Origin of the sequence: Lactobacillus sp. 3B(2020), from assembly GCF_013487845.1 — a bacterium.
Lineage (GTDB): Bacteria > Bacillota > Bacilli > Lactobacillales > Lactobacillaceae > Limosilactobacillus > Limosilactobacillus alvi.
Window position 1 is genome coordinate 613,049 of the sequence record NZ_CP047410.1, and the last position, 25,251, is coordinate 638,299.

General features: G+C 41.8%; 45 protein-coding genes and 1 tRNA gene. 40 read left to right on the forward strand and 6 right to left on the reverse strand.

Annotated elements, in window-relative coordinates:
- Positions 1 to 203 precede the first annotated feature (203 nt).
- Complete coding sequence (locus GTO83_RS02840; protein WP_180871631.1) at positions 204 to 605, forward strand: hypothetical protein; 402 nt, start codon at positions 204 to 206, stop codon at positions 603 to 605.
- A 214-nt stretch (positions 606 to 819) separates the two neighbouring features.
- Here the strand turns inward: GTO83_RS02840 and GTO83_RS02845 are convergent, their stop codons facing one another.
- From GTO83_RS02845 to GTO83_RS02870, 6 genes are all read right to left on the reverse strand, one after another.
- A complete protein-coding gene (locus tag GTO83_RS02845; protein ID WP_180871632.1) occupies positions 820 to 1,914 on the reverse strand; it encodes a tyrosine-type recombinase/integrase in 1,095 nt (364 codons plus the stop codon).
- A gap of 86 nt (positions 1,915 to 2,000) precedes the next feature.
- Positions 2,001 to 2,570, reverse strand: coding sequence for a hypothetical protein (locus tag GTO83_RS02850; RefSeq protein WP_180871633.1), 570 nt, complete (start codon positions 2,568 to 2,570; stop codon positions 2,001 to 2,003).
- A 9-nt stretch (positions 2,571 to 2,579) separates the two neighbouring features.
- Positions 2,580 to 3,206 carry an SHOCT domain-containing protein gene (locus tag GTO83_RS10920; RefSeq protein ID WP_255463149.1) on the reverse strand — a complete coding sequence of 209 codons (627 nt, stop codon included), beginning with the start codon at positions 3,204 to 3,206 and terminating at the stop codon, positions 2,580 to 2,582.
- Between the two features lie 96 nt (positions 3,207 to 3,302).
- Positions 3,303 to 3,698, reverse strand: coding sequence for a hypothetical protein (locus GTO83_RS02860; protein WP_180871634.1), 396 nt, complete (start codon positions 3,696 to 3,698; stop codon positions 3,303 to 3,305).
- Complete coding sequence (locus GTO83_RS02865) at positions 3,698 to 3,988, reverse strand: hypothetical protein (RefSeq protein WP_180871635.1); 291 nt, start codon at positions 3,986 to 3,988, stop codon at positions 3,698 to 3,700. The genes GTO83_RS02860 and GTO83_RS02865 overlap by 1 nt, the downstream gene beginning before the upstream one ends.
- A 12-nt stretch (positions 3,989 to 4,000) precedes the next feature.
- Positions 4,001 to 4,333, reverse strand: a complete 333-nt coding sequence (locus tag GTO83_RS02870; protein ID WP_255463150.1) for a helix-turn-helix domain-containing protein — start codon at positions 4,331 to 4,333, stop codon at positions 4,001 to 4,003.
- Positions 4,334 to 4,485: 152 nt separating this feature from the next.
- On the opposite strand from GTO83_RS02870, the gene GTO83_RS02875 reads away from it, so the two are divergent.
- The 39 genes from GTO83_RS02875 to GTO83_RS03060 all read left to right on the forward strand — a co-directional run bounded on the left by GTO83_RS02875 (position 4,486) and on the right by GTO83_RS03060 (position 25,248).
- A complete protein-coding gene (locus GTO83_RS02875) occupies positions 4,486 to 4,695 on the forward strand; it encodes a helix-turn-helix domain-containing protein (protein WP_180871637.1) in 210 nt (69 codons plus the stop codon).
- Positions 4,696 to 4,812: 117 nt separating this feature from the next.
- The gene (locus GTO83_RS02880; RefSeq protein ID WP_180871638.1) at positions 4,813 to 5,139 is read left to right on the forward strand and encodes a DUF771 domain-containing protein; all 327 of its coding nucleotides are present in this window, start codon (positions 4,813 to 4,815) and stop codon (positions 5,137 to 5,139) included.
- On the forward strand, positions 5,136 to 5,363 hold the full coding sequence (locus tag GTO83_RS02885; RefSeq protein ID WP_180871639.1) for a hypothetical protein: 228 nt from the start codon (positions 5,136 to 5,138) through the stop codon (positions 5,361 to 5,363). The genes GTO83_RS02880 and GTO83_RS02885 overlap by 4 nt, the downstream gene beginning before the upstream one ends.
- Positions 5,364 to 5,401: 38 nt before the next feature.
- Entirely contained in the window at positions 5,402 to 5,563 is a 162-nt protein-coding gene (locus tag GTO83_RS02890; protein WP_180871640.1) for a hypothetical protein, read from the forward strand.
- Positions 5,564 to 5,675: 112 nt separating this feature from the next.
- Complete coding sequence (locus GTO83_RS02895; protein WP_180871641.1) at positions 5,676 to 5,855, forward strand: hypothetical protein; 180 nt, start codon at positions 5,676 to 5,678, stop codon at positions 5,853 to 5,855.
- A 14-nt stretch (positions 5,856 to 5,869) separates the two neighbouring features.
- The gene (locus GTO83_RS02900; protein ID WP_180871642.1) at positions 5,870 to 6,361 is read left to right on the forward strand and encodes a hypothetical protein; all 492 of its coding nucleotides are present in this window, start codon (positions 5,870 to 5,872) and stop codon (positions 6,359 to 6,361) included.
- On the forward strand, positions 6,362 to 7,105 hold the full coding sequence (locus tag GTO83_RS02905; protein WP_180871643.1) for a DUF1071 domain-containing protein: 744 nt from the start codon (positions 6,362 to 6,364) through the stop codon (positions 7,103 to 7,105).
- Complete coding sequence (locus GTO83_RS02910) at positions 7,105 to 7,788, forward strand: putative HNHc nuclease (protein WP_180871644.1); 684 nt, start codon at positions 7,105 to 7,107, stop codon at positions 7,786 to 7,788. The genes GTO83_RS02905 and GTO83_RS02910 overlap by 1 nt, the downstream gene beginning before the upstream one ends.
- Positions 7,781 to 8,218, forward strand: coding sequence for a single-stranded DNA-binding protein (ssb, locus tag GTO83_RS02915; protein WP_180871645.1), 438 nt, complete (start codon positions 7,781 to 7,783; stop codon positions 8,216 to 8,218). Before GTO83_RS02910 ends, ssb begins: the two co-directional genes overlap by 8 nt.
- Positions 8,219 to 8,229: 11 nt before the next feature.
- Complete coding sequence (locus GTO83_RS10925) at positions 8,230 to 9,108, forward strand: conserved phage C-terminal domain-containing protein (protein ID WP_180871646.1); 879 nt, start codon at positions 8,230 to 8,232, stop codon at positions 9,106 to 9,108.
- A 12-nt stretch (positions 9,109 to 9,120) separates the two neighbouring features.
- Positions 9,121 to 9,921, forward strand: a complete 801-nt coding sequence (locus tag GTO83_RS02925; RefSeq protein ID WP_180871647.1) for an ATP-binding protein — start codon at positions 9,121 to 9,123, stop codon at positions 9,919 to 9,921.
- A complete protein-coding gene (locus GTO83_RS02930) occupies positions 9,921 to 10,091 on the forward strand; it encodes a hypothetical protein (RefSeq protein WP_180871648.1) in 171 nt (56 codons plus the stop codon). Before GTO83_RS02925 ends, GTO83_RS02930 begins: the two co-directional genes overlap by 1 nt.
- A 2-nt stretch (positions 10,092 to 10,093) precedes the next feature.
- Positions 10,094 to 10,318, forward strand: coding sequence for a hypothetical protein (locus GTO83_RS02935; protein WP_180871649.1), 225 nt, complete (start codon positions 10,094 to 10,096; stop codon positions 10,316 to 10,318).
- Positions 10,318 to 10,821 carry a hypothetical protein gene (locus GTO83_RS02940; protein WP_180871650.1) on the forward strand — a complete coding sequence of 168 codons (504 nt, stop codon included), beginning with the start codon at positions 10,318 to 10,320 and terminating at the stop codon, positions 10,819 to 10,821. Before GTO83_RS02935 ends, GTO83_RS02940 begins: the two co-directional genes overlap by 1 nt.
- A 23-nt stretch (positions 10,822 to 10,844) precedes the next feature.
- Positions 10,845 to 11,153: a hypothetical protein gene (locus GTO83_RS02945; protein WP_180871651.1), complete on the forward strand. Its 309-nt coding sequence runs from the start codon at positions 10,845 to 10,847 to the stop codon at positions 11,151 to 11,153.
- The gene (locus tag GTO83_RS02950; protein WP_180871652.1) at positions 11,153 to 11,326 is read left to right on the forward strand and encodes a hypothetical protein; all 174 of its coding nucleotides are present in this window, start codon (positions 11,153 to 11,155) and stop codon (positions 11,324 to 11,326) included. The genes GTO83_RS02945 and GTO83_RS02950 overlap by 1 nt, the downstream gene beginning before the upstream one ends.
- 233 nt (positions 11,327 to 11,559) lie before the next feature.
- Positions 11,560 to 11,790, forward strand: a complete 231-nt coding sequence (locus GTO83_RS02955; protein ID WP_180871653.1) for a hypothetical protein — start codon at positions 11,560 to 11,562, stop codon at positions 11,788 to 11,790.
- Positions 11,791 to 11,973 carry a RusA family crossover junction endodeoxyribonuclease gene (locus GTO83_RS02960; protein WP_180871654.1) on the forward strand — a complete coding sequence of 61 codons (183 nt, stop codon included), beginning with the start codon at positions 11,791 to 11,793 and terminating at the stop codon, positions 11,971 to 11,973.
- The gene (locus tag GTO83_RS02965) at positions 11,966 to 12,385 is read left to right on the forward strand and encodes a hypothetical protein (RefSeq protein WP_180871655.1); all 420 of its coding nucleotides are present in this window, start codon (positions 11,966 to 11,968) and stop codon (positions 12,383 to 12,385) included. Before GTO83_RS02960 ends, GTO83_RS02965 begins: the two co-directional genes overlap by 8 nt.
- Positions 12,386 to 12,405: 20 nt before the next feature.
- Positions 12,406 to 12,510 carry a PGDYG domain-containing protein gene (locus tag GTO83_RS10865; protein WP_219634235.1) on the forward strand — a complete coding sequence of 35 codons (105 nt, stop codon included), beginning with the start codon at positions 12,406 to 12,408 and terminating at the stop codon, positions 12,508 to 12,510.
- Between the two features lie 2 nt (positions 12,511 to 12,512).
- A complete protein-coding gene (locus GTO83_RS02970; RefSeq protein WP_180871656.1) occupies positions 12,513 to 12,779 on the forward strand; it encodes a DUF6275 family protein in 267 nt (88 codons plus the stop codon).
- The gene (locus GTO83_RS02975; RefSeq protein ID WP_180871657.1) at positions 12,772 to 13,227 is read left to right on the forward strand and encodes a RusA family crossover junction endodeoxyribonuclease; all 456 of its coding nucleotides are present in this window, start codon (positions 12,772 to 12,774) and stop codon (positions 13,225 to 13,227) included. Before GTO83_RS02970 ends, GTO83_RS02975 begins: the two co-directional genes overlap by 8 nt.
- Complete coding sequence (locus GTO83_RS02980) at positions 13,208 to 13,489, forward strand: hypothetical protein (protein ID WP_180871658.1); 282 nt, start codon at positions 13,208 to 13,210, stop codon at positions 13,487 to 13,489. The genes GTO83_RS02975 and GTO83_RS02980 overlap by 20 nt, the downstream gene beginning before the upstream one ends.
- A 158-nt stretch (positions 13,490 to 13,647) precedes the next feature.
- Positions 13,648 to 14,073, forward strand: coding sequence for a hypothetical protein (locus GTO83_RS02985; RefSeq protein WP_180871659.1), 426 nt, complete (start codon positions 13,648 to 13,650; stop codon positions 14,071 to 14,073).
- A complete protein-coding gene (locus GTO83_RS02990; RefSeq protein ID WP_180871660.1) occupies positions 14,066 to 14,320 on the forward strand; it encodes a hypothetical protein in 255 nt (84 codons plus the stop codon). Before GTO83_RS02985 ends, GTO83_RS02990 begins: the two co-directional genes overlap by 8 nt.
- Positions 14,307 to 14,609 carry a hypothetical protein gene (locus GTO83_RS02995; protein WP_180871661.1) on the forward strand — a complete coding sequence of 101 codons (303 nt, stop codon included), beginning with the start codon at positions 14,307 to 14,309 and terminating at the stop codon, positions 14,607 to 14,609. Before GTO83_RS02990 ends, GTO83_RS02995 begins: the two co-directional genes overlap by 14 nt.
- A 7-nt stretch (positions 14,610 to 14,616) precedes the next feature.
- Entirely contained in the window at positions 14,617 to 15,153 is a 537-nt protein-coding gene (locus GTO83_RS03000; RefSeq protein WP_180871662.1) for a hypothetical protein, read from the forward strand.
- A gap of 14 nt (positions 15,154 to 15,167) precedes the next feature.
- The gene (locus GTO83_RS03005; RefSeq protein WP_180871663.1) at positions 15,168 to 15,659 is read left to right on the forward strand and encodes a hypothetical protein; all 492 of its coding nucleotides are present in this window, start codon (positions 15,168 to 15,170) and stop codon (positions 15,657 to 15,659) included.
- Positions 15,660 to 16,495: 836 nt separating this feature from the next.
- A tRNA-Trp gene (locus GTO83_RS03010) sits at positions 16,496 to 16,565 on the forward strand.
- 184 nt (positions 16,566 to 16,749) lie between these two features.
- Positions 16,750 to 17,403, forward strand: a complete 654-nt coding sequence (locus tag GTO83_RS03015) for a phosphoadenosine phosphosulfate reductase family protein (RefSeq protein WP_180871664.1) — start codon at positions 16,750 to 16,752, stop codon at positions 17,401 to 17,403.
- Positions 17,404 to 17,417: 14 nt separating this feature from the next.
- Positions 17,418 to 17,819, forward strand: a complete 402-nt coding sequence (locus GTO83_RS03020; protein ID WP_180871665.1) for a hypothetical protein — start codon at positions 17,418 to 17,420, stop codon at positions 17,817 to 17,819.
- Positions 17,820 to 17,972: 153 nt separating this feature from the next.
- A complete protein-coding gene (locus tag GTO83_RS03025; protein WP_305066897.1) occupies positions 17,973 to 18,563 on the forward strand; it encodes a nuclease in 591 nt (196 codons plus the stop codon).
- A 109-nt stretch (positions 18,564 to 18,672) separates the two neighbouring features.
- Positions 18,673 to 19,143: a hypothetical protein gene (locus tag GTO83_RS03030; protein ID WP_180871666.1), complete on the forward strand. Its 471-nt coding sequence runs from the start codon at positions 18,673 to 18,675 to the stop codon at positions 19,141 to 19,143.
- The gene (locus tag GTO83_RS03035; protein ID WP_180871667.1) at positions 19,124 to 20,422 is read left to right on the forward strand and encodes a PBSX family phage terminase large subunit; all 1,299 of its coding nucleotides are present in this window, start codon (positions 19,124 to 19,126) and stop codon (positions 20,420 to 20,422) included. The genes GTO83_RS03030 and GTO83_RS03035 overlap by 20 nt, the downstream gene beginning before the upstream one ends.
- On the forward strand, positions 20,419 to 22,098 hold the full coding sequence (locus tag GTO83_RS03040; RefSeq protein ID WP_255463152.1) for a phage portal protein: 1,680 nt from the start codon (positions 20,419 to 20,421) through the stop codon (positions 22,096 to 22,098). Before GTO83_RS03035 ends, GTO83_RS03040 begins: the two co-directional genes overlap by 4 nt.
- On the forward strand, positions 22,098 to 23,018 hold the full coding sequence (locus GTO83_RS03045; protein WP_180871668.1) for a minor capsid protein: 921 nt from the start codon (positions 22,098 to 22,100) through the stop codon (positions 23,016 to 23,018). The genes GTO83_RS03040 and GTO83_RS03045 overlap by 1 nt, the downstream gene beginning before the upstream one ends.
- A gap of 10 nt (positions 23,019 to 23,028) precedes the next feature.
- Positions 23,029 to 23,325: a DUF6275 family protein gene (locus tag GTO83_RS03050; protein ID WP_180871669.1), complete on the forward strand. Its 297-nt coding sequence runs from the start codon at positions 23,029 to 23,031 to the stop codon at positions 23,323 to 23,325.
- Positions 23,326 to 23,464: 139 nt separating this feature from the next.
- Entirely contained in the window at positions 23,465 to 24,139 is a 675-nt protein-coding gene (locus GTO83_RS03055) for a DUF4355 domain-containing protein (protein ID WP_180871670.1), read from the forward strand.
- 17 nt (positions 24,140 to 24,156) lie between these two features.
- Positions 24,157 to 25,248, forward strand: a complete 1,092-nt coding sequence (locus GTO83_RS03060) for a phage capsid protein (RefSeq protein WP_180871671.1) — start codon at positions 24,157 to 24,159, stop codon at positions 25,246 to 25,248.
- Positions 25,249 to 25,251 lie beyond the last annotated feature (3 nt).

The following is a 25,251-nucleotide window of genomic DNA, read 5'->3' on the forward strand; positions in this document are numbered from 1 at the left end:
CTGAATTACCGGCTTTGCCACCAAGTCTTTAATTGTAAACTTGCGTAATTCATGGTTTCGTACTCCTTTGTTTTGATATTTAAATGTTAACTGAGCTAGGAAAATCTGTCAAGTTTAAATTAAAAAGTAATGAGAAAAATTAATAAAGATAACCAAAGAAAAAGTGGACTAATGGTAAAATAAGACAAACAGGGGGAGATGAGATGGAGTACATTTTTGTCCATGCTGGAGTTCCATTAAATGGTCAAGCAGGTTCTCGAGAATATGCTCTATGGGCTCGGGAAGAATATTGGTACGGTGAAAGTCATCACAACCAACTTTCCCAGATCTTTGCTCATAATCAGACTGGAAAAACCATTGTCGTTGGTCACACCCCAACCTGCTTAATTCGTGGGGTTCTTGATGGTGATGTACCAGCAGGACAACCGGAAATTATTGGTTATCAAGCGGGACCAACGAATGATTGCCCAGTGGTGAAAGTGCAGTATGCGGGCGAACCCGCTCGTTACTTTACCGACGGGGGATGCCAACCACAAGTTCCACAAAATAATGGAAATGTCTGTGTTTTTGCGGAAGATGGTTCACTAATTGAGGTATTTAATTAATTGCATGGGTGAAAGTTATATTTTTTGTTCCGCAAATGTTCAACAAAAATTGATGCGCATAGTGTTATAGAAAAAACAAAAAACCGTTGTAACAACCTTCTTCAAGGTTGTTACAACGGCAAAACCACCATAAGTCACCCGTACGAGGATTAATAAAGTGCTCGAACAGTTGATATAACAATGATTCAGTAATGCTTTGTACATCTTTTGTACATCAAGCTCGAATTTTGCCCAATTTTTTCTCAATTTCATCATCCATCCTCGCTTTATATTCATCAATCAGATAAGCGTATACTTTGCCCGTGATTGTCATGTTTGAGTGCCCTAAACGTTTACTAATAGCATATAGATCAATTCCCTGTGATAGTAGATAAGCAACGTGAGAGTGGCGAAGTGAGTGGAAATGATAGCTAGTATTCTTTAATCCAATTGTTAGAAGAAATTTTCGCAAGTCACGATTAACTTGATAGCTACCAGGGATTTTGTGACTATCTTCCTCAAAGATTAATGTATTACCATTAACTTTTAACTCCATGAGCAAAGATAGCAGTTCTTGATTAACTCGAATAGTTCGCTTGCTGCTTTCATTCTTGGTTGAAGTAAATCCACCACCATGTAGATTGTCCCACGCTTTGCTAATTTTGATGGTTTTATGAGCTAGATCAAGGTCATTCCAAGTTAAAGCTTGAACCTCACTTAAGCGAGCCCCGGTATAGATACCCGTTAAAATCATGTAGATTGTAGGCTTATCAGTTTGGCGGTGTTTTATTAAGCAATTTGTCAGCTTAGATAATTGCTTGAGCGAAAGATATTCAACGTCAGTTATATTATTTTTGTTGGCTACTAGCTCCACATCAGCAGTAAAGTCTTTAATGATTAAACCATCAATGATTGCTGATCTAATGCAGGCACGGCAAATTGTTTTGACTTTTCGTACACTTTCAGGCGCATGGTTTGCTCCATACCAGTTAATGAACTTCTGGAAGTCAGTCCGCTTAATATTTTTGAGGCTTGCTTGCTCAAAATATTTAGTAATTAACTTACCCGTTAAATGGTAGTGACGAGCAGTATTATCGCTTACAGTGCCTTGTTTATACGTTTTAAACCACTCTTGAAAATAGTCTTTGAAAGATACTTCTTTATCAAGGAGTACGCCATCTTCCTTTTGTGATTCTAACCTAATTGCATACTGCCGGGCTTCCTGTTTGGTAGCAAAGCCCGACTTAGACTTCTGATGGAGCTTGCCATTATTGTCACGCCAAGATATTCGAGCTTGCCACTTATCGCCACGCTTCATAAAATTAGCCATGTGTTCATTTCCTTTCTATAATTAAAACATTTGTTCAATAAAACTTATTTTTAAATCCGCCAATTTATGACGGACTTCAAAATTGTTTATTCAGTTACATCTTGGATTCTTTCAATTAAGGTTTCACCATCTTCATTTTGTGGGCCTTGTGTATCTGGTGAGGATTTAAAAGCTTCGTTACCATCATCTTTGGCAAAGAGTGGTTCAAAATAACAAGCAGTGGTTCCCTTTTTTAAATTTCCTAAAGATGAATTTTGAACCACTGATCCATAGTTGCTGTTAGCAACTTTGTCAGCGCTAAAGGCAATAATCAAATTAGAACCATATTTATCGCCTTGATAGAAGGCAATACCACTTTTGCGACTCGATTCTGGAACTGCTTGCATAACCTTTTGGACGTTCTTTGCAAATTTAACACGTTGAGCTAAGGAACCAACTTTTGGCTTTTTCTTGATGGTTAAAACTAAATAATTATCGTCAGTATAAGCTGCCTTTGTAACATTTAAAGTTTTCCCGGCTTTAGTTGTTTTTAGATATTTAACCAGAACTTTTGGATCATTAGTTTGCATGGCATCTTGCTTTAAATTAGCAGATACCGTGCTAGGTAAAATTAAAATAGCGATTAAAAAAGTTAGTAAAGCAATGATCTTTTTCATGATAAACTCCTATAATTTCAACAATTGTTTCTTTTTAGCCTCAAATTCTTCTTGAGTAATTGCGCCATTATCTAGGAGATTCTTATATTTCATAATTTCTTCTGCTGCGTCATTTTTATTTTGCTCGTCTGCATCTCCCTGAGTACTCTGATTAGGATTACCGTAAGCCGTAAATTTGCTATGGCAGTTATTGCATACCCAAACTAATTTGCCGGTTTTCTTACCAGCAAAACCAGCTAATGCGCCAACGCCACCAGTTAAAAGGGCACCCCCGACCGCTTTACCGAAAGAGAAGGCCTTTTTATCCTCGCTAATTGGTGATACATCATGACTAGCACAATAAGGACAGATAAATTCTTCACCTTCGACTGAATCAAATCCAGAATAAGTCAATTGCTTACCATGATCATAGTAGTATTTGGCTTCAACGCTTGTATGTTTAAACAACCAATCTTTAGCAGTTTGGCTATGAGTAACAAAGACTTGTAGCTTAGTATCTTTAACTTTTACATCAGGGAAAATCTTTGGTAGGCAATGGCCACAAATATATCTATGATCAGACGTTGAATAGAAAGGTAACGTCATTGCATTTTTAAAATTCTGTTTCGTTCCGCAAATAATACATACTTTTGACAATTTTTATTCCCCCAAGTAGCTTTTAACGTCAATCACGCTTGGACGTGTATAATAAATCGTTATCAAGCAACACTTTTTACAATTTTTCAAAGTCAATTAAAGAAGTCCAATGAAATGCATAATTAAAGACGGTGTAATATTAACGGCTGTTGTTTTAACAAAGTCGTTAATTTTTTTCTTTACACTTGGTTTAGTAGTTTGAATCAAGAAATCATTACCGTTCATTGTTACTCCGGCAATTTTGAATAACGGTCCAGATTTAGTAGGGGTATACTTACCATCAAGCAATCGGCAATCTATTAACTCTTGCGTGCCTCTAACAAATTGATAAGTGATGGTTTCATTATCATATTTTTCTGTTAAATCTTGAATAATGGCATTATTTTCTAAACTATGTAGTAACTCAAAACCGTCAGATGGTCCTTTGATAGTTAATTGATTACAAGCGATGATAATCTGTCGAAAAAGTTCAATGCTATCTTCTGAATCCATTAGTAATTACTTCCCCCAAATAATTGATTAAACGCCCGTTTTGATTCATTAACAGCCCAGCGTTCTGCCACTTTAACTTCAAAACTAGTTCCATCTGTTAGATCACCTTGATCGAAGTCATAGTGGACGCATTCGTGAAGTGCAGTCTTTAGCCAATCAAAATCGGGTTGCAATAGATTAATGTACACATCATCACCTTCAATATGCCCGTGATAATGTGGATTTTCAATTTCAATCCCCCAGAATTTTAGCTGAGGGTATTTATCCTCGATTCGTTCCAAGTCGGTCATAGGATCACCGCCTTAAATCCGCCTTCTGAATTTCTTGGCTGCCTGGACCATCTCGATAATCGCTTTTCGTTCCTCGTCCGAAATATCGGGGTCAATGGAGTAAGCAACAAGCTTTTGATTTTTAGAAAGTTCTTTATTTGGTGTTTGATCGCTAGTTCTACCTAATAAGTAATCAGTAGAAACATTAAATAAGTTTGCAATATCATTTAAATAAGCCGAAGACGGTTCTGATTTGCCATTCTCCCATTTAGTTATTACTTGTTGTGAAACATGTATAGATTTTGCCAATTCCGTTTGCGACATTCTATGAATTGCTCTGAGTTCTCTTAGCTTATCACCTATCATAATAATTGATCCTTTCATTGATTTGTCTATATCATAGTACAATACTTTATTTATAATCTATTATACATAAAAAAGTTGTACAAAACTATTTACATTTACAACGAATGTAGTATTATATAAATATACAAAGAGTTAGGGGGGATTAATGAAATATGAGTTTAAGAGATTTTAGAAAGAAAGCAGGCATGAGCCAAATGGAATTAGCTAAACGGCTAGATTGCTCGCTTGGCTCGGTTGCTAACTGGGAAAATGGAAAGTCTCGGCCAAACGCAGATTATATTTGGAAATTAAGTAAAGTATTGGAGGTCACAACAGACCAAATTTTTTTAGCTTTAAATACTATGAAAATAGTAAACAAGTAACTACATGGACCACGAATGTAAAAGGAGGAAGGATATGAATATTAAAACGATTGCCTTGCTTTGCTTGGCATTCGTAGTTGGCTACTTGATCGGATATGTACGTTAGGAGGGATGCAGATGGAACTTCAAATCAGCGACAAGTTCATTGAGCAAGCCGTTGAAAACAAAATAAAAACTCTCGGCTTAGTGCCGAGAGAACAACTTAAGGGCAGGACCATCGGAATCGATGAGTTCCGAAAAAACTATTGTGGGGGCAAATCGAAGTTGTGGGTGCGAACCTTCATCTTTGATGAGTTTCCCGAAACGAACTTCAACGAAGGGGGATGGTGCTTAGCTCCACATAAAGAAGAAGGAATCAGAAGAACGATAATTTTTGAATATGAGGCTTCCAAGTGGATGGAAGCACACCGACAAGAAATCAATTGGAAGGGGAAATTAGCATGAAACTTTTAAAAAGCATTATGTACATCGAAGCCGGGTCAGTAATGACTTGGGCGTGGCTGATGGGCCACACCCACATCATGGGGATGACCATGATGCTATTGATTCCGTTTATCGCAATGGATTTAGTAGCAGTGATTACTCCCTGGGACTTGGAAATTTTCCGCCCCTTTACTGATTTTGCAGACGAAAAAAGCTCCAGTGATACCGACCAAAGCAATCACTAGAGCGCATTAATAAATATTAACGAGGTTAATTATACATCATGAAAGATAAAACAGAAATATTAGAACGTGAACAACGCCTAATAGACAAGCTATACAAGCTTTACCGCGATATGAACAACGCGGCCACAATGCTCCAAAAGGGGCAATCTTTGGAAGAACACCGCCAAGAATTACTTGCAGTCCGTGACTTGGCTACTTAATTAGCCATGAAGGCGGAAGAAATTTATTCCGACGCCTTGCCAGACGGACTGCTGAAATACAAGCGCGCAAGTTTTTCAAGCACGAGCGAACCATATTGGGAGATGAAGATTCATGACTGACGAAATTCTAGATTACATTAAACTGCTGAAAATTCAAGAAAAAGCAATTACTGACGTTCTAATGAAAACTCCTATCAAAAAAATCGAAAGCCTGTATGGCGAGTTAGCTTTTATCGAGCTGGAAGGAATTAGAAAAGATCTAGCAAGTGCTTGCTCGTTGATGACTGTTTAAAGAGGTGAAGATCAATGCCAGAACCTAAAGACGAGTTTGATTCCGAATGGTTCAACTTCCAGATGAAGGAAGCACAAAAAATTAAAAATCGCATTCAACAAATGACTTACGGGAAGAAAAAAGACATTGAATTTGCCCGTAAGTATTGGGATGAAAAGATTGAGAAGAACGAGAAGGAATTGGAAGTGATTAAGGAACGGCTTGGTGACTTCCTAAATCGCTACGATATGACAAGTTTTTCTACTTCTTACGGAAACGCTCACCTAAGGGCGGCGGGTGACAAGTTCGACTGGAAGGCATTATCTGCCGACGATAAGCGAGAGATCGCTAAGCACCTTCCGGAAGAGCTTGTGGACCGTAAGCCAAAAGAAGGGGCAGTCAACAAGGCCAGTCAAATCTTGGACGATGGCCGAGTAGTGCTCACGGAAACTGGGGAAATTATCCCGGGACTGACAGGAAAGAAGGGCGGATACAAGACCGTCACAATTAGGGAAAGGGGAATTTAAATGGCAGAAAAGAAAAGTGTATTTGAAACCTTATCAAACATTGATGTTTCAGGACATGTTGAAACCATCAAGATGAATAAGGGCCCTGCCTTGAAATATGTTTCATGGGCATGGGCTTGGGCAATGGTTAAGCGAGCTTATCCAGACGCCAAGCGAACAATTGAAGAGTACCCCGAATACCGCCCCGATAAAGATGGGCGCTGGTATGCAACGGGTCAAAAGCTAGATTACCGTATCACTCCTGCCGGGTGTGAAGTTAAAGTCACCGTCACTATCGAAGGTGAAGAATACACGGAGCGCCTATATGTAATGGATATGCGTAATCAGCCGGTGCCAAATCCGAATATTGCGCAAATCAACAAGACCCAGCAACGGTGCTTAGTAAAAGCACTTGCGATGGCGGGGCTTGGCTTGAACCTTTATGCAGGAGAAGACCTCCCAATGGGCGATCTTAATCAGCAAGACGAAAAGCAAGCCGAGAAGAAGCAAGAAGCTAATGCGAAAAAAGCCAAGATTGATGCTTGGAGAAAGCAATATTCCAAAAACATCAGCTTGCTAACTGGGCTCATGGGAATTGGAGCCGATGAAGTCGAAAAAGCAGTTAAGGGTAGGGCAGCGGCACAGCTTGACAAGATCAAGAAGCCAACTCAAGAGCAACAATGGCAAATCGCCATTGCTGCCTCAAATGACCTACTAGGAGAAGCAGGCTACCAAGAACAACAAGACGTGTTTGAGGAAGCCTAATGCTTGGCAAGTTGAATAAAGTGGCTGGTAAAAGCGTCACAGTCACGCTAGACGACGTTTTAAATCTGTCGCAGGTAAATCACCTAAGCGAGGGGGAACAGCCGTCTATCGAGCTGACAGTGCTTGATAAAAGGAAGATTAGCCCCGATCAACGGAAGAAGATCTGGGCACTAATTAACGACCTATGTAGTTACACGGGAGACACTCCCGACTACTGGGAAGACGAGTTCAAATGGCGGGTGCAGACGGCTTTCGGTGAATCGCCGTTTAGCCTATCAAACTGCTCCGTCACGACAGCGAAGCGCATGATTCTAGTTATCCTTGATTTTCTCTTTGAGGAAGACATTCCTTTCAAGACCAAAATCTGGGATAGCTTACCAGATGACTTTCCACGGCAGGTACTTTGCTTAAGACACCGTCAATGTGTAATTTGTGGCAATCATGGAGCCGATTTAGCTCACTTTAAAGCGGTAGGGCTAGGACGGAACCGCCACCGCATAGACGAGAGGAAAATGTACTTTATGACGCTCTGCCGGAATCACCACCAAGAACAGCACAATATTGGGATCAATAACTTTTGTAAGAAGTACCACATTAAGCCGATCAAGCTTAGTGATGAGGACTTACTAAGATTCCACATTTTAACCAGACAAAGATTAAAGGAGTTACAAGCTAATGATTAATCGAGTAGTTTTAACTGGCCGAACTACTAAGGCCTTAGAAGTTAAATACACCCAATCTGGGATAGCAGTTGCGAGTTTTGCTTTGGCCGTCAATCGCCAATTCCGCGATAAAGATGGTAATCGGGAAGCGGATTTCATTAACTGCGTGATCTGGCGGAAGGGAGCAGAAAACCTCGCTAACTTCACTCACAAAGGTTCATTAATTGGTATTGATGGACACCTGCAAACACGAAACTACCAAGACAAAGATGGTAAGAAAGTATATGTAACGGAAGTTGTTGTTGATAACTTTGCCTTGCTGGAATCCAAGAAAGACAATGCTGAAAGCGGCTATGACCAACCGGGAGTTGAGCCACAAAATCAAGGCTTAGATTACAGCAACAATGTGTTTGGCCAACAAGCGCCAAGTGTAGATGATGTGCCTTTCTAGGAGGTAATTAAATGAGCAGATTGTTATTGGATGACTACCCAATTTTATTTCTTCCAAAGCTTGCGGAAATGCTTGGAAGTTCTGACCGTGCATTACTGCTGCAACAAATCCATTACTGGATTGAACGATCAGAAAAATATTACGACGGTCACAAATGGATTTACAACACAATTAAAAATTGGCACAAGCAGTTCAATTGGATTTCTGAAAGAACTCTTCGCAGTATTCTCAAATATCTAGAAGACGAAGGAATTCTATTAACTGGAAACTACAACAAATTAAAATTTGACCGCACGAAGTGGTACACGATTGATTACGACCGTTTGGAAGAACTAACAAATGCATTCGGAAATTCTTGCCGAATGGGTAAGGAAAATTCTGCCGAATCAAATAGGAAAAAGTTGCCAAAAGAAACTGGCAAGATTTGCCAGACCAATACCAGAGACTACTCAGAGACTTCTTCAGAGACTAACACAAAAGAACACCCCCTACCCCCTAAAGGGGGAGCTCAGGCACAGCCTGGCCATACCTTCTCCGACCAAGTCAAGGAAATTGTTGATTACCTTAACGAGAAGGCTGGTAAACACTACAAGGCAAAGACCGACAAAACTAAACGCTTGATTCATGCACGAATGAAGGAGGGCTTCACTGTTAGCGACTTCAAGAAAGTGATTGATAACAAATTGCATGATGACTGGTTCGTAAAGAAGGGCTTCATGCGACCGGAAACCCTTTTTGGAACAAAGTTTGAAGGTTATCTCAATGAAACACCCAAAAAAACATTTAAAGAAGCCCAAGAGGAGCGCTACAGCAAAGACTTCTGGGGCAATGAACAACCAACAACATCAACATCAACCTTTAGTCAAGATGATGGCGATGTACCTTTCTAAGGGGGTGAGCAAATGTACTCGACAGGAAATATCGCTTTGGATCAGATCAGAAAACTGGTGGAAGCAAAGGGAGTTGATACTTCCAAGACAGAGACTATCGAGGAGCGTGAAGCTAGAAGAAAGCGCGAGAGCCAAGATTTTATGAAGCTGTATCAAAAACAGCAAGCAAAGGAGCTGTATCAAGCTTCTTTATGGCCTAATAATCAACCATTGAAGTTCCAATTTAAAGACTGGAAGCCTAATTTACAGCCTAATCAGCAGTTAGGGCGTGAAGTGGGGATTAAAGCCTTTAATCTTGCTAAGCAACTAGCAACGACAAATCACACAGTGGTGATGTGGGGCAAACCCGGGACAGGGAAGACTTCACTAGCCCTAGCAATGCTCCAAAGTTTAATGGCAGCCGGAAAATCAGGAATGTTTGTTTCAACTTCGGAGCTTGCTTATCTCTTCCGCCTTAAATTTAGTAAGCGTGATGCAGAAGATCGCATTGACCGTGTAATCAAGCAGATGAAGAAGGCCGATGTAGTTATCCTAGATGACTTCGGGACCGAAGGTGGCATTATCAGCCGGATAAATTCTGATGGCTACAAAGGGGTTGCTCTCGACCTGCAAGAAGCAATCTATCAAGTCGCAAATGCGCGCTTTAATCAGCAAACAAACTCTTGGACGGGGTCAATGATCATCACCACTAACAATTCACGAGAAGAGCTAGAGCGGATGTATGATGGCAAGATCTTGAGTCGGCTAATACCAAAGGAAGCTGATTACATGATCGACTTTAATCAACTAAGCGATGTACGGGGGCGAGGATAATGACACTTAATCAAAAAATGATCTTTCTAGTCGGGCACTTGGTGACTTGGCATGGGAATCAATACACCTGCAGCGGTACTTACCAAGACGGGACTTGTAACTTAAGCCAAGATGGCTACTTGCAGTTTGAAGATGTACCACTTACCGAAGTGGAATTAAAGGAGGCTTAAGCATGGACGGAATCCAAGATTTTGAGACGGCGATGAATAAGGCGATGGACGACTTAGAAGATATGCGAGGAGCACTAAAAGACGGTGTACTAGCAGGAGCAAGTGATGACATTGAGTATGTAGACGATCACCTTGATTATGCTTATAACGCCTTGAGGGACGCTTACGAAGGCTTAGAAGACTTACACAACGCTTCTGACAAGGATTACGAAGGGGTGGGGTACTAATGGAACCTTTAAGAGAAGATACGTGTTACACAGTGCAATTATTTAGCGGTGATAACGGGTATTTGGCACTCCTATACGATGATGGCGATTATCTACCAGGAGATTATCCGGAAGATCAATACACGGCTTGCGATCCAACGTACATTTGCTTTGACGGTGGCCCAGCGCAATTTATTTTTAGCGCTAAAGATATCCAAAGATTAAAAAAAGAACTACCAGTGATTAATTGGGACAAAGTTTGGATTGATGAATTTGATTTTGATAATCCCTTATGGCAGTTAGAAATTGAGGATCCCAATTGGGTAGAAAACTTGGCCTGGCCAACATCAGACACATATAAGTTGACTGGGGAAATTACGGATTACGACCGAAAACTTGAACTATTGCATGACAAAATTAAAAAGATTAAAGAGGAAAGGCTAGCTAAGGTAGAAGCTCAATTAAAGTGGGAAGAAAAACACAAAGATGAACTAAGCCATAAAGACAACCAAATGCCATTTTAAAAAGCAAAAGGAAGGTAAAGACAATGAATAAAGGCGAATATATCAATCAGTATCTGGACCAATTGTATGAAATGGCTGGAAAAATTGCTGAGATGCAAGAGCAAGCTAGCGACATGAAAGACCAAGTGGAAGAGATGCGTAATCAGATCCTGAAAGGCACCCACGATTGCGTTTTTACCGGTGCTCCAAGCACTTTCAAGGGCATTGATAATGCTTCGTGGGAATTAAAGGACTCGCTAAATAACTTAGAGCGGGATCGCCTTGATTGGATCGGCAGGACAATTGAGGAGCTAAGCGGTGAGATCTATGATCTTAACGAGGAGGACTACTGATGGAAGAGTGTGAATACCATGAATATCCATTTAAGCCAGTCCCTGTGGGAGAAAGTGGTCAAGATAACGGCTGCCTAGTGCTTACTAATGTAGCCTATGAATACGATGCTAAAGATCCTAAGACTGGTAAAACGAAGCACTATCAAGGTGTAAAGGCATTGCTTTTCGTGTAAGGTAAATTTAAAGGCACTATTGCTTTAGATAAATGCCCAGTATGTAAAAAGCAATTAATGCCACACGAAGGTCGGAAATTAACGTTAGCCGAATTAGCTAAAAGAATTAATCAGAAAGGAAGATGATATATGGCGATTTAATGTGAAGTCGTCAGAAGCCTTCATCAAGACCGAAGAAATGGCCGGATTAATTGCAGCACTTAAAACAATTAAACAATTTATGGAGGAGCACAATGCCTAAAGAAAAAATTTTTATTGATGGCGATCAAATTCGAGGAATTATCATGGATGTTTTAGACACGCTAAAAAAGTATGAGGGGACCGATATAATTACGATTGCTTCAGCACTGTATACCCTGGTCCTTCTGCTGGCTAAGAATACCAATACCGATTTTGAAGATTTAAACAAATCCGCGTTAGATGCGGCTAAGCAAGTCCTAAAGCTAACGGGGTTGGATAAGTAAGTGCAGAAACAATATCACTTAAGATTTGACTTAAAACCCGTCCAGCAAGCCCGGCCACGTGCTAGGCGGACTAAGTTTGGAGTGCAACTATATGACCCGATCAAAGTTAAGAAGTTCAAGCAAGAGTTAGGATTGCTAGCTAAGCAGCAGTGGCAAAGTACAAGGGGGATTTGTGATGGATAGTAAATTTGCGTATGTAGAAAATCTGATACATGAAATTAGTCACATCGACGCTGAGCTCGAGGACCTAGCAATGGATTTACGCGAGCACCCGGAAATTGATGGTTACAGCCCTGAGCCCTGGAATGATATTAAAATCTCGGAGCGAATTTGTAGTGCACGTGAAGGTATCGATGTAATAGACAAAGCGGCTCGCTGTTTGCTGGGAGTGTACAGTGGCGCAGAAATTGGCACCTATCGCAAAACTGCGACGGTAAAAGCTGAGTGCTTCATGCCGATTGATAACGCCAGACTTGATTACTACCGCACAAAATACGGTATTACAAGCTTGGGGATCTATCAGATGGCGAAATTAGCGGTTTTAAGCCCACGATGGGTGCACAAGTCGTTTACGAGGGCCCTAATAGTTATGTAATTCCAACGCTGGAAGGCAAGATGATTATCAACCCAGGTGATTGGATTTTAACCGGAGTTGATGGGGAACATTGGGCGGTCAAAGATGAAATTTTTAATAAAACTTACAAGAAAGTAGAGGAATAATGATGACTAACGAAGAATTTATTGATTTTGCAAAGCTTAAAGTGGCTGTTATGGCAGATCCAGAGCGTTATCACCTTAATTATCATGATGTGTTTGTCGTGTGGTATGCCAAAACGTTACAGAATCACAAGGCACTGTTGTCAACGCCGTTACCTGATGATAATCATTACTACGAGGCAACATATAACGGTGACAAATGCGAGTTGTACCTGGACGTGTACAACAAAGAGCTTAACAAGTGCTACAAGATCGGAGGCGAAAATGACTGAGTATGTATTTAAATTTCCCGTCGAACCAGTGGCCCAGATGCGGCCCCGCTTTACGCGCCGGCCATATGTCCATGCTTACGACCCAGTCAAGGCCAAGCAGTACAAGCGGACCCTTGCTGAGCAGGCTAGGGATTGCTTTGCCAATCAAGCCGGCTACTATGTGGCGGCACCGCCAGTTACCGGGCCAATCAAGTTGCAACTGCGGTTCTACCGCCCAATCCAAAAGAGTGTGTCAAAAGTGGAGCACGCTAGGAGGCTGTCAGGCGTCCATAGACCGATCGTAAAGCCAGACTTGGACAATTACATCAAAAGCACGCTAGACGCGCTCACGGGGGTGCTGTGGGCCGATGATAATGCCATTATCAAGTTAGAGGCCGAAAAATTTTACTCGGACCAGCCACGCGTTGAAATTGTGATGGAGGTTGAGGATGACGATGATGAAGATTGATCTTAATGACAAGTGGTGTATTACTTCCAGCAATCATTGCAATGTGATCTTGGTTAAGAAGTCAGGGCACTTGCAGAAGGACGGCACACCAGCTGGGCAGAAGTTTTACTACCAGAGCTTTGGGCAAGCTGTTAAAGACTGGATCCAGAAGGCGGCTATCACTGAGGACATCAATTCATTTCAAGAACTCGCTAACTTCATTGACGGCAAGTTGAAAGCCGTTGAGCTAAAGATTGACCAGCGGATGGGAGATTGCAAATGAAGCAGCTACCTTTATGCGTTGGGATCATCTGTGTCACAGCAGTGATTATCACGATGATCATATGTAAAGTTGACCCAGCCAATGTAGGTATCGGGGTTTTGGTGATAGTAATGATTGCACAACTTTTGGAGGATTGAAATTGAAGTGGAGGAATTGAAATGACAACAGAAGAATTAATATCAGCCATGAACAAGATTGGTGACGAAATACCAGCAGGAGAACACAAGATCAAGATTAAACTCCGTGAGACCAGTGATCACCGCGACTTTAAGATCAGCTTTGATAAGGAGGCTGATCCCCAGAAGCTCAAGAAACTTCAACAGCTATTATACGAGTGGCAAGCGTCGGGTGTCAGGCTTTATCGTGTCCGGATCCCAGGGCTTAACTCAGACAACGGTCCACAGTATCTAACTTGTAGGTATGATATTCATGGCCGTGTGTTTGCTTGTGCGTTAAATCATAGTTTGAAGCAGAAATTCACACGTGATGAATTGGACCAACTGTGCAATGACTTGCGTTTTAAGGGGATCGGATGGTTTGAAGCACTTATGCGGTCTGGAGTTGAGGAGGTAGCTAATGAGTAACATCTACTACGTCAAGATTGGCGACCACAATTGGGTAAAAAGCTATGCAGGGAGGCACGCTACCATGTTTTCTGCGAAGATCGTTCCAGATCAGTTAGTGGTGACTGACAACTTAGATGAGGCTATGATTTTCCACTACCTTGATCCAGCAAGGAGAGTAGCTGAGGCATTCGGTGGCACAATCTACGCACCTAAGGGTAGGCTGGCACCAATTAGTGGTGAGGAGGTCAAGGATGATGCTTGTTAGAGGAAGGGTTGAGAAGCAAGGCAAAAAGTTTATTATCCATAATCCGTCAATGCCGAACTTTGATGACTATATTAGTGACCTGGCTGTCATGTTCGATATGTACCCAACCAAGGACGATCGGCAATTGCATGAGGTACGCAAGGCGATAGCACTGATTGATGATTTTCAGCGAGTAACCGGACAAGCAGTGGAACTCGTTACCCCGATGAAGGGGCGCTTTAGGGTGGCGTTACTAGGGCACAAAGGCATATTTGAGAGAAAGGACGTTAATTACAAAATCGAGGAGTGAGGAAAGTATGGGGTGGGCACACGAGGTCCATAAATTGAATGACGCTTTGGACCGATTACAGAAAAAATACCCAACAATTTACTGGAAGGGTGACTGGGATGACGAGATGCCAGTTGATGACTCAGATTTTCAAGTTGTTCTGGAGTTTCGACAAAAGCTTCAAGGCAACGTTAAAGAGTACCATTTGCCGGGGATCGATAATCAAGACGTGTACGAATTTGTCAGTAAATTTCCATTTATCGAAGCAGTTAGAAATAATTTTGGAATTACTTATACCCAAGCAAGAATGCTAATCGAAAAAAATACTAGATTGCACAAGCATTATCGATCTAAGCGCACGCAGTTATCTCAAATTGCGATGTTTGACCAAGAAGCGAAAAAGGTTAAATTCTTCAATTCGATGGCACAGGCAAGCAACTACATTGGAGTTAGTCGATCAGCAGTAAAGATGCGGGTACAAAAACGGCACGGTGCACCGCCAATTTCAGATAGGTATCAAGTTAAGCGCAGACTATGGTACTACGTAGACGGGGGCTTTGATTGATGGGAGTGAGGAAATTGGAATTGTTCGAGAAGGTTGACGAAAAAAGAGTGATTCGGGAAGTACGAGCTTTCTTCTTCCATGACGGTTTAGGAGAAGTTACCTACGCTAAGATTGAGCGTGAAGCAAATATCATGCTTGGCTTAACTGGCTTGTCAGGGGACGTTACTGGGATTCGGGGAAGTGCCAAAGGTAATTCGGCAGAAGAGCGCCTGCTGAATGCCGATGAGTATTACCGGGCATATAACGGCATTAAAATTGCGATTAAATCGTGTCACTATCCAAGTGACGTCATTTTAGATAAGCGGTATCTCAAACACTGGGTAATTAGCAAAGTCATGGCCGAATTAAACTTGAGTGGTAACGCTAGTTACAGCAGCGCCGACCATCGAGCGATTTTTGAATTTGTCGAAGTCATTGCCAAGATCAAAAGCATGCTCAATATATCCGATCAAGTCATACCAGATTTTACCCAACAAAAAAGTAGGGCAAAAGTAGGGCAAATCTAGGGTAAAAGTAGGTCAAATCTAGGGCACTACTAGGGTAGATTTCTTTATATAATGGTATCGTCAAGAAATTGGCAAAGCGAATTCGATGAAGACTCCTTTAAATCTAGGTTTTAAGAAATCACGTGCGGCTGGGCACTAGGTTGGTTCGATCCCAACCGTGATTTTTAAGCCAAGTCCCGTAGGTGGGCACCTCATGTTTTTTTCAACCTTTATCGGGGTGGCAAAAGCGGATTGACAGTAATTCAAGTATCCCACTTGGCTTTTTGGGGCAAAATTAAAAAAGGAAGAAGGTTTAACCCCCTAATTCAGTTTTTTGATAGTTGCCCCCTGATGTCTTACAGCAAGCGAATTGGCAATCTGATTAATTAACTCCTTTAAAAAATTTACCATTGAAACCACAATTTATTGTCCATGGATTGCAAGGGTCGCTCCCTTCTGTAAGGCCTGCCCGTAATGGGCAACTGGATTTCATTTGTTTCTTTCTGAAATAGTATCAAATCAATCTGTTCTTCGTTTCAGCCCGGGGAAGCTCGGGTTTACATACCAACGGTTAAGTTACAAGTTCAAATCTTCGACGCCGTTGACTGTGGCGTGCTTTAAATACAATTTTAATCAAAGGAAGGTGAAAAAATCCTTCTTCTTTCGATCATTAACACCCGCGCCACTTAATATCGCTTTATGTTGGAACTGGAAGCTCGGTGGTGCCCATGTCGTCGCACGACGTTTCTCAATGTTAAAAATTTCCAGGGTAGGTTCGACTCCTGCAAGCGATGTTCCAGTAGCACTCCTTAATTACACTGTAAGTTGATCTCTCAAGATATTTTGCTACTGGATTTGCCTTGATAGTTCAAAGAAGAATGCTGGTCTCCAAAACCAGTGATGACGGTTCGATCCCGTCTCGAGGCGTTGCCAAATGGCAAAATAAAATAAACTGCATAGTGGGTCCACAGCAATGTGGACTTTTTTTGTGTTATGAAACAAACAAAAAGTTATGGCTTGGTGACTGGAGCCGAGCACTACATGTTAATTCAAGCTGAACATCACTTTGAAAGGCTACATCGTAAAAAGAAAAGAAGAGTTAGACATAAAAATGAGCCTACTAACCGCAATCAAAACACAAGCACAAATTACTGATACGGTATTGATTAGTTTTTCAATGGGAAAAGACAGCATTGCAACAATGGACCTTTGCTTTAAGTATTTTAAACGTGTTCAACCGTTTTTTATGTACATGGTGCCCAATTTAGAGTTTCAAGAAGAAGCTTTGGGAAAGTACGAGCGCCACTACAATACGAAGATTATTCGGGTGCCCCACTTTGAAACTTCCGATTTCTATCGCTACGGTTCATTTCGGGAACCCGATTTTTCAGTTCCCCGGGTGAAAATTAAGTGGATATACGACTACTTACGCAGTCAAACGGGTATTTACTGGATTAGTGGCGGTGAGAAGATTAACGATTCAATGGTTCGCCGTGCGATGTTGAAAAACACGGGAAGTATTAATGAGAAGCGAGGACGTTTTTTCCCAATTATGTATTGGTCGGATAAGGACGTGAAGAAATATATCGAGCTTAATCACTTGCTTTATCCAAAGTTTAATCAAGAGTTAGGATTCAGCTTCCATAGCTTAGCTGGAAAAGAATTAAGTGCGATTAAGAAAATTTACCCAGAAGACTATCAGCGAATAATTAAGTTCTTTCCCGAAGCCGAAGCAGGCGTTTTACAGTACGAGAATTACAGGTAAGGAGTTGAATAAAAGTGTATTGGGATCCAAATTCAAAAGAAGCACAAGAGATGATTAGAAAATCTAATGAAAGAAATAGCCGCATGATGAGAAGGTATGCCTTAAGGGAAAAATACAAAGCACAAGGTAAAGATTTTCGGGCAGTGCTTGATGCCAACGCTGATCCTAGAATTAAGAGCTTGAAGAAACAAATCGTTAGCGAATATCAAAAACAAAATAAAGGCATTTCTAGAAAGCAAGCTGAAATTGATGCTATGACTAAATCACGATTTGGTAGGCAGTTTTCAACTATGTTTTACCAATACGATGATCCAGTTGATGAAATTATTAATAAAATAAATCGTAGACGTGTCCATAAAGGGCTGGCTAAATACAAAGTTGGTGGACACGCTAGTTCTGGTCATTCTGGGGGGTAGTTTGATTGGCGAAGGAATTACAACAATTTGAGTACGGAAAGATTACCAGAGATAAGATAAAACTAGCTGATTACAATCCGCGAATTATTGATGACAGTCATTTAAAAAAAGCTAACTAAGGCAATTCGTGAACACGGGCTAGTAACACCGCTGATTTGGAATAAGCGTACCGGAGTGCTAGTGAGTGGTCATCAGCGATTAGCAGCGGCGGACAAGATTTACCGTAAGAAAGATTATGAAGTTCCCGTAGCAATCATTGACGTAGACGAGAAGACGGAAAAGACCCTTAACGTGCAACTTAACAATCCGTCCATGCAAGGGAGTTGGGATTTAGGCGCCTTAGCTGATTTGACTGATGACGGAATTAGCTTTGATGATATGGGCTTTGATCCGGCTGATATTGACTTCATGTTCGATGGTGAAGTTACTTTTGATAGCGAAACGGAAACTGTTCTTGGAAAGCGAGATACGCCTTTAGACGATGAAGTAGAAGATGAGAAGGACAAACTTGCCGAAATTGCCAGTTTTGAAGGTAAGCAAGGCAAAGAAGGTCTAGAAAAGTTCAATCAAAAGAAAGCCGATTTTAGGCATAAAGATCAAGACAACACCATTATTAATTTCTATACGAAAGTGGTATTTCCCGATAACGATACTAAAAAGGCGTTTTATCGTAAAGCCAACATTCCAGCGAATGAAGAATTTATCACTTTCGATCAAGTTAAACGATATTTTGAAAAGGAGTGATTTAGATGAGCCAACAGCTTAATTTATTTGATTTTGCAAATACAAGGCGAGGAACCCGGGCGACTAAACACGCTTCAACAGGTCACAGTGGAGGCTAGGTCGTGAGTTTATGCCAGGAAATAAGAAATTAAACGAAAACACCTACGAGCAAGTTAAAAATTACCTTATGGCAGGCTTGACCTTAAAAGATGCCTTAGCATTAGTAGATATAGCCTACACAACGTGGAATGGTTACGAGCGCAAAGATCCGTCCCTTCGTAGAAAAAGGAAACAGTGGCAAGGCATGTTGAAAGCCCAGGCTAAGTTGAACATTGCTAAGTATGTATATGGTGACAAAAGGAGCGGTATTGAGCCCGATCCTGCATGGAGCCGTTACTTACTAGATGAGATCGAGAAGCAAGAAACTAAGGCAATACAGAACAATTTATCAAAGGCACGGATTGAACGTTTGAAGGCTGAAACAGAAAGGCTAAAGTTTGAAACTAAGCAATTGAGCGAAAACGATAGTCTTACTAAGATTGTCTTTACTGACGATTTAAAGCCAGATGCGGAGGTGGACAATGACGGAGCAGAAGAATAGCCTAAATTCACTCGTGGGTGGTGGCTATTACGACTTCTGGCACGACAAACACTTCTACCGGGTCGTTAAAGGAAGCCGGGCTAGCAAAAAATCCAAGACGACTGCTTTAAACTTAATCTATCGTCTAATGAAGTACCCGTGGGCGAACATTTTAGTCATTCGGCGTTACTCAAACACTAATCGTCAGTCAACCTACGCTGACTTATGTTGGGCTATCCACCATTATGGAGCGGATAGCCTTTTTAAATGCAATCCATCAATGCCAGAGATTATCTACTTGCCAACTGGACAACGGATTATCTTTCGGGGACTTGATAAAGCCTTAAAACTGACTTCAATTACCGTAACTCAAGGTTATCTGGCTTGGGTATGGGTGGAAGAAGCCTATGAGATTGAAAGTGCCGACAAGCTGGAAACGATCCAAGAAAGTATTCGGGGGCGAATTGATGCACCAGATGCTTTCAAGCAAATCACCATCACGTTCAATCCGTGGAACGGTCGTCACTGGCTTAAACGGACTTTCTTTGACCCAGAAACACGGAAAGATGATGTATTTTCTAAGACCACTACTTTCCGCTGTAACGAGTGGCTCGATGACAAGGACCGGAAACGGTACCTAGATTTATACCGGACTAATCCAAGACGGGCAAGGGTCGCCGCTGACGGTGACTGGGGCGTGAGTGAAGGTTTGGTATTTGAGAATAACGTAGAGCAGATTGAGTTCGACCCGATGGCAAAGATTACCGAGTGTGGAGCAACTGCCTTTGGCTTGGACTACGGCTTTGGGAGTGATCCGACTGCCTTTGTGGCAATGGCCGTAGATAAGCAGCACCGGGAAATCTGGATTTACGATGAGATGTACGCTTACCACCAGACCACACCAGAAACGGCTAACTGGCTGAAAGAGAACGGCTATCAGCGGGCGATTATCTATGCTGATAGTGCTTCACCAGAGCGAACGCAACAATTGGTGGATTTAGGAATTAGTAATGCTATGAGCGTGTCTAAGACCCCGATTGAAGCCGGGATTGATCAGCTTTGGCAATACAAGATTCATGTCCACCCAAAGTGTGAGAACGTCTGGAATGAGTTTAATAACTACGTCTTTGACAGTGATTCCATCGGGAATACCTTAAATCGCCCTAAGGACGAAAACAATCACGAAATGGACGCTATCAGGTATGCTATGCGCCAGTACATGGACGCTTATGACGGAAGCGTTGGCGTTGATTGGAACGATCAATATCACATTGCCCAAGAAATGGGGGTTGAAATTTGAGTAAACGAAGAAATTTGAGTAAACGAAGAAATATGAAGCACATTCGCTTTGAAGGTGAAGCAAATCTGGTCTATCAAATGCCGCGTGAGCGTTTTGAAGCAGTGAAAGAAGCACCAATTGGATTATTCGAAATTGCTTATAAGTTCATGAATCATCACGTTAGTTTTCAAGTGCCGCGTCTAAACAAGTTGATGGATTACTACGAAGCAAAAGGGCGAATTAAGAAGTGGGCTGGGCCTAAGAATCCACATTCAGCACACAATCGGATTTCGTCCGCTTTTGCACGCTACATTACTAATCTGCGAGTTGGTTATTTTCTGGGGAATGATATTCAATACAAAGTCACACCAGATGAAGACAGTAATCAATCCTTAGCAGACGACTTAGAGCAATTACTGACTGACTACAATCAATCCAGTGACGAAGCTTACATTGATGAAATGATCAAGAAGGACTTGTCCATTACTGGGCGAGCTTATGACTTAGTCTTTGCGAACGAAGGTGACACGACCTTAAATTTAGCGAAGATTGATCCAACAACCGCTTTTGTGGTCTATGATGATTCAATTAAGGCTAAGCCTTTGTTTGCGGTCAGATACTATCAAACTGGGATTTTAAATGAAGACCTGGTCGAACAGTATGAGATTTACACGGATGAGTTCTTATACAAATTCCACACTGACGGTGGCTTACCTAATTCCAATGCGCCAGTAGATAACGCCGTGCTTGATGAATCAATTCCCCTTTTCTTTGGACGGGTACCATTGACGGAATACGCCAACAACGAGGAGCGAATGGGTGACTGGGAGCCAGAACTTGACCACCTAGATGCCCTTGATATGGCCGTTTCTACAATGGCTAATTTCCAAGAGGACTTTAATTCTGCTGCACTAGTGGCAACTGGAGAATTTGCCAGAAAAACTGATCCGGTTTATAAGCAGGATGATAATGGGAATATCATGCGAGACAAGTCGGGCAATCCAATTATCGAAATTCCGCCACATCCAATTATCCACACTAATGACCGGATTTACTGGCTTAAGCCGTATTTAGAGCGGACTGGCGTTGATGGAAGCAAGCAACTTGTCATGCCGTCATTGCAATACCTGACTAAGCAATACGATTCCACTGGGTGGTCAACTTACACGAACTTCTTAATTAACGAAATCCATAAGTACACCAACTCACCGAACGTCAATGACCCTAACTTTGCAAGTAATGCTAGCGGGGTCGCAATGAGTTACAAGTTGTGGGGGAGCGATCAAGAACGGAAAGTTCAAGAAGCATTATTTAAGAAGTCACTGAAAGGCCGCTTAAGTGCCACTGTCCACTACTGGATTGCTAAGTCCGACCTAAAGGCAGGGATCAAAAATGAGGATAACGTGGTGGCAATGATTAGTCCTAACTTCATGCCAAACTTGCCAAAGAATGACGATGCCACCGCTCAATTGATTCAAATCTTGCAAGCAACCAATCTTTTCAGTGCGGAAACAATGCGAGAAATGGCAGAGCCAATCACCGAAGTTTCAGCAGACGCTGAACAACAGCGGGTAGACGACCAAGAGAAGCACCGAGCAGACCTTGATTCCCAGCAACAAAGCGGTGACTTTGGAATTGGACGTATTTTCAGCAATGGTAAGTTACCGAATGAAGCACCAGACGAGGATGAGAGCTAATGGACGATCAAGAATGGTTAAACCGCCTGCGGAAGGTATTCAGTCCAAGTGACCCTGCGATCAAAGAGCTGGAAAGTCTAATTGATGAGTATCAGCGTAATCAAGAGCGTAACTTGGCTTATTACCTATCAACGGACTTGAAAGCACCCGCTGATCAAACTGACAAGGAAGCGATCATGAACGTTTTACGTCAGCTAAGCGAGGAGACAGTCACAGAAGACCAGAGAGCCGTTTTAAGCGCCTTAATTGATAACTCGCCCAATTACACCAACGCTGACCTTGCCAAGCTAAATAGCCGGGCTAATGTGGCAGAAATGGGACTAATGATTGGTGGTGCGTTAGCAGTGCTGAAAGACCAGATTTATCAGCGAGTGATGAATCTTGAGGGAAGGCAGTATAAAGGCTATAACCCCCAGTTACGGCGCAAAGCTTTGTTTAAGACCGCCGTCAAAGCGGGTAAAGCTGATGATGACTTGCCAACAATTTTCAAGCACATGCAAAGTCTGTCGATTGACTTGGACAACGTAATTGATTACCAAGTACAGAATCATATGAATCCACATTCCTTAGGAAAAGCAAGTGAAGAAGCACTCCAGGTCAAGAAGTGGAAAGGCCAGACAGAAGAAAGTTATCGAAAAGCCAAAGCAAACGCTAAACGAATCTTTCTGACCGAAGGCAAGGCCACACAAATTAAAGAAACTGCTAAATTCTATCGGAGTAAAGGCTACTCACGAGCGAAGGTCGTATCACGTCATAACACTCACGTTTGCCGTTTCTGCGAGGGAATGGACGGTACAAAAGTTAAAATCGACAGCATTGTAGTCGGTATTAACGTGCCACCATTTCACCCACGTTGTGCATGTAACATCATTCCGGCTGAAACACCAGTCAAGGAAGCACTGGAAGACTTAGGATTGTGAGGGATAATTAATGGATAATGGAAAATTTGTTAAATTGGCAGAACGCTATGTTAAAGAAATGGAAGGTTTGCCTAACACTCGTGATTTATTTATTGTCTGGCTTTCAAAAATTGCTGGAAATAATAAGTGCATGATTGGTGCAGACGGTAGTAATGATTATTGGGAAGTAACTTACATCGATAAAGCGTTTGTAAAAGATGAATTCGGTGTGGATGACTGGGACAATGAAATTAACGATCCCGATTATGATCAACCACTGCATTTCATCATTGATAAATACAGCTTCGTAAAAAAAGAATACAAATAAAAGAGGTTTAGCATTTTCAAAATGCAAAACCTCTTTTTTCATGCCTTCAAACGTGCTGACAGGCGTAAAAGAGCGGACGGGTTTCCTCGACGGAGGTTAAACGGAATTCATCGACGGATGTAAAACGGAGGTATTGATAATGGAAAACGAAAATGAAGTTCAAACTCAACAGCCTGTACAAGAACAGGATAATCAGCCAACTCAAAACGAGGGGCAAGAAGAGAAGCCTAAAGTAGAGTTCACACCTGAACAACAAGAAGCTATTAACTCTTTGATTGCTGAAAAGGTTGCAAAAGTGAAAGCTAAGTCTGATGCAAAAATACAAGCGAATAACCAAAAAGCTGAGCAAGAAAAGAAAGATGCAATTCAAAAAGCAATTGCACGTACTAAGATGTCAGCCGAAGAACGGGCTAAGGCTGAGGCGGAAGACCGCCGGAAAAAGTTGGAAGCTGATAAAGCCGAATTGGTAAAGATGAAGCGTGAACTAAGTACCAAGTCAATGCTGATGGACAAGGGAATTAGCGCTGATATGTTACCGCTAATTATGGGTAAAGACGATGAGGAAACTCAACAAAATCTTGCTTTACTTGATAACTATGTAAAGGCGGAAACTCAAAAGGCCGTTAATAAATTGATGGCTGGTCACCATACGGGAATCGGAAATACCGGGAACGGTACTCAAGTAACTGGTGATAATCCATGGTCAAAGCAAGCCTGGAATCTCACTAAGCAACAACAAATTATTGCAAGTAATCCAGAACAAGCCCAACAGATGATTGCCCAAGCGCAACCAACGGGCTACTACATTCATTAATTAAGAGGTGTATATAAATGGCAGATATTCAAACCGCTACTAAGTTAGCAGATATGCAAATCCCTGAAGGTTGGGCACAATACACGGCGCAACGGTCAGTGGAACAAGATCAATTCTTTACTTCCGGCGTAATCAAGGCCGTGCCACAAATTGCAAGTGCCTTTACTGCCGGTGGTTACTTAGGTAACATGCCTTTCTTTAAGCCACTAGCAGATACTGACGCTCAAGTGGCAACAGATGAAAACGACTTAACCCTTAACACGATTGCTACGGGAGTATCACAAGCTCGGAAGCTAGGTTTTGATCAAGCTTGGTCCGCAACTGACTTAGCCGCTGAATTAGCGGGCGCTGACCCACTGACGGCAACTTCTAACAGTGTGGCTGATTACTGGCGTCACTTTAACGAAAAGATCATGTTGAAGACTTTAGACGGCGTTTTTGCTTCTGATACTATGAAGAAAAATAATCAGTTTGACGCTACCGCTAAGGGCTCAACGGATTCGACTTTCTCTCTTAAAAACTTTAACAAGGCGCGTTTCCAACTTGGTGATCGTTACCGTGATTTAACAATGGTCGTAGTACACTCCGATATTTTGGAACAACTTCAAAACGCCAACGTGGTGGACCCAAAGACTAACGTAATCCTTAATACTGGTAACTTACCAACTCAAGTTGTAGCGCCGAACCCTGGTGACACGATTAAGGGTGTCAAAATCGTTGTTGATGATTCACTTCCAGTTAAGAGCGGGGTTTACACATCTTACTTGTTCGCTTCTGGTGCTTTTGGCTGGTCAGAATTACCAGTAGATAATGCAGCGGCAACTGGCCGGGATGAATTACGCTTCCACGGGGTAGATTACTTAGTAAATCGCCGGCGTTTTGTCCTTGCTCCTGCTGGTATGTCTTGGAATGAATCAGCATTCCAAAATGATGCAATGCCTTCCAACAATAATAAACAAGTGCCTTATCCTGGTATGGACGCACTCGCAAACGGTAAGTATTGGACTCGGGTCGCTGATCCTAAGTTAATTCCATTTGTTAAGTTCACAACCTCTGCCGAAGCAATCACGCCAGCACAAACTACAACGGCTTCTACTGGATCTGACTAGAGG